Source organism: Streptomyces sp. NPDC058086 (assembly GCF_042885015.1).
Lineage (GTDB): Bacteria > Actinomycetota > Actinomycetes > Streptomycetales > Streptomycetaceae > Streptomyces.
On record NZ_JBHVST010000258.1, the window covers coordinates 1 to 2,849 of the forward strand.

Annotated in this window: 2 protein-coding genes; both read left to right on the forward strand. The window is 70.8% G+C overall.

From position 1 onward, the window contains the following. Positions 1-464 precede the first annotated feature (464 nt). Complete coding sequence (locus ACFVWD_RS58000) at positions 465-1,163, forward strand: SDR family oxidoreductase (protein ID WP_389607232.1); 699 nt, start codon at positions 465-467, stop codon at positions 1,161-1,163. 117 nt (positions 1,164-1,280) lie between these two features. After that, positions 1,281-2,720 carry a DHA2 family efflux MFS transporter permease subunit gene (locus tag ACFVWD_RS58005; RefSeq protein WP_389607234.1) on the forward strand — a complete coding sequence of 480 codons (1,440 nt, stop codon included), beginning with the start codon at positions 1,281-1,283 and terminating at the stop codon, positions 2,718-2,720. The last annotated feature ends 129 nt before the right edge of the window (positions 2,721-2,849 follow it).

Genomic DNA, 2,849 nt, shown 5'->3' on the forward strand with positions numbered 1-2,849 from the left:
AGTCCGCCTTCCGCGGACTAGGCGTGGGGCCTGCCGTGCGCCCGGCAGGCCCCTCGCGCGTTGATCGCACCACGGTGCAGGCAGCGAACTTCAGGCCACCGGTCGACACAACTCCGGAACGTCGGGCAGGCGCAGCATCCACTGCTCGTGACAACACCCGCCTGGGCAGCGCCTCTCTGACACACCGCCAGGCTCGCATGCCCATCGGCCTTCGGCCGCCGTTTTTGACGGCACCTCGGACGGTCCCAGGCAACGTCACAGACGCCATCGAACTCCGCGGCGGCACGGCACGTCTCTCCGCCCCCTCCACGCAGGGTGCTTGCGATCACCGACTCACACCACTTAGCATTACGGTCATACTTCAATGCTCGTGAGTCCTAACTGACGACGGCTCAGATCTCTCTTCCGTCCCGACCGCCCACCCTGCGGCCGCCCGGGAACACCAACTTCACCAGGAAGCCTCCATGGACCTCTCCACCAGCACTGCCCTTGTCACCGGAGCAAACCGGGGCTTCGGCCGGGCCCTCGCCGCCGAACTGCTCAACCGCGGCGCCACCGTCTACGCCGGCGCCCGCAACCCCGACCAGGTCGACCTGCCCGGTGCCAAGCCGATCGCGCTCGACATCACCGACCCCGCCTCCGTCGCGGCCGCCGCCGAGGCCACCAGCGATGTGACCGTCCTGATCAACAACGCGGGGTCGGCCACCGGCGCCGACCTGCTCGCAGCCGACCTGGACGACATCCGGCTGGAGATGGACACCCACTACTTCGGCACCCTCTCGATGGCCCGGAGCTTCGCACCGCAGATCGCGGCCAACGGCGGCGGGGCGATCCTCAACGTCCTGTCGGGCCTGTCCTGGGTCAGCTTCCCGGAGATCGGAGCCTACTGCGCCGCCAAGTCCGCGGAGTGGTCGCTCACCAACGCACTGCGCGTACAGCTCGCAGACCAGGGCATCCGGGTGGCCGGACTGCACGTCGGCTACATGGACACCGACATGGTCCGGGCGGTCGACGCGGCCAAGTCGGACCCCGCCGACATCGCCCGGATCGCCGTCGACGGCATCGCCGCCGGCGCGTACGAGATCCTCGCGGACAACGCCGCCCGCCAGGCTCAGGCCGCACTCTCCGGGGGCGTCGCGGTGCTCTACCCCCAGCTCCCCTGAGCGTCGGTCGCCCAGAAATCCGCACCGAGCCGGTGGATGCCGGTGCTCGGTGTCGCACGCCGCGCCGGCATCCACGTCCACTGATATATCGCCCAGTACGTCTGCCCAGGGAACGTCATGAAACAGCACCGCAAGCAACCCGTTCGGCGCGGCAGCGCCGTCTGGGCCGTGGCCATCACCAGCATGGCCGGATTCATCACCGCCCTCGACAACCTGATCGTCACCACCGCCCTCCCCTCCATCCGCAAGGATCTCGGCGGCGGCCTCGAAGACCTCGAATGGACGGTGAGCGCCTACACCCTCACCTTCGCGGTCCTGCTCATGTTCGGCGCTTCACTCGGCGACCGCTTCGGCCGCCGAAGACTGTTCGCCATCGGGCTCACGATCTTCACCGCAGCCTCAGCCGCGGCCGCACTCGCCCCCGGGATGGGTGAACTGATCGCCGCCCGTGCGGCGCAGGGCGTCGGGGCCGCGATCGTGACGCCGCTGACGCTCACCCTGCTGTCGGCGGCCGTCCCCGCCGAACGGCGCGGCGTTGCCTTCGGCGTCTGGGGCGCGGCCAGCGGCATCGCCGTCGCCACCGGCCCGCTCATCGGCGGCACACTCACCGAACATCTCTCCTGGCAGTGGATCTTCTGGGTGAACGTCCCGCTCGGCCTGGCGCTGATCCCGCTGGCCCTGCTGCGGCTGGACGAGAGCCACGGCCCGAACCCGAGCCTCGACCTTGCCGGCACGGCCTTGGTCAGCGGCGGCCTGTTCGGCATCGTCTACGCCCTCGTGCGCGGCAACGCCGACGGCTGGACCAGCATCCCGGTGCTGGGCGGATTCTTCGCGGGTACGGCCCTGCTCGTCGGCTTCGTCCTCTACGAACTGCGCGCCAAACACCCGATGCTGCCGATGCGTCTATTCCGCCACCGCTCCTTCAGCGCCATCAACGCAGCAAGCCTGCTGATGTTCCTGGGGATGTTCGGGTCGATCTTCCTGCTCAGCCAGTACCTGCAGACCGTCGGCGGCTACTCACCGATGGAAGCCGGCGTGCGGATGCTTCCCTGGACCGCCATGCCCATGATCGCCGGGCCGCTGGCCGGAGCACTGTCCGACCGCATCGGCGGCGCTCCCGTCGTCACCGTCGGCATGGCCCTGAACGCAGTGGGCCTCGGACTCTGGGCGCTGGCCGTCGAGCCGCAGGTGTCGTACACCTCCCTGCTGCCGGCACTGATCGTCTGCGGAATCGGCATGGGCATGTTCTTCGCCCCCAGCGCCAACCTAGTCATGAGCACGGTCCGCCCGGAGGAGCAAGGCATCGCCTCCGGCGCCAACAACGCGATCCGCGAGGTCGGTGGCGCCATCGGTGTCGCCTCGCTGGCAGCGGTCTTCTCCGCCCAGGGCGGCTACGGGTCCGCCTCGCTGTTCGTCGACGGGCTGAGGCCCGCGCTCTGGGTCGGAGCCGCTGCAGTCGCCCTCGCTGCGGCCCTGGCGCTGCTGATGCCCCGCCAGCGCAAAGCCGACGGCCCGGCTCCCGGACTCGCCACGGGGGACGCTCCGGTCACGGTCTGAGGCCCGTACCGAGGGGGGGGGGGGGGCCCCGAAGACGCGGGGGGGCCCCCCCCGCGCGCGGGCCGGCGGGGGGGGGGGGGGCGCCCCCCCCCCCCCGGGGGGGGGGGGGGGGGGGGGGGTGGGGGGCAC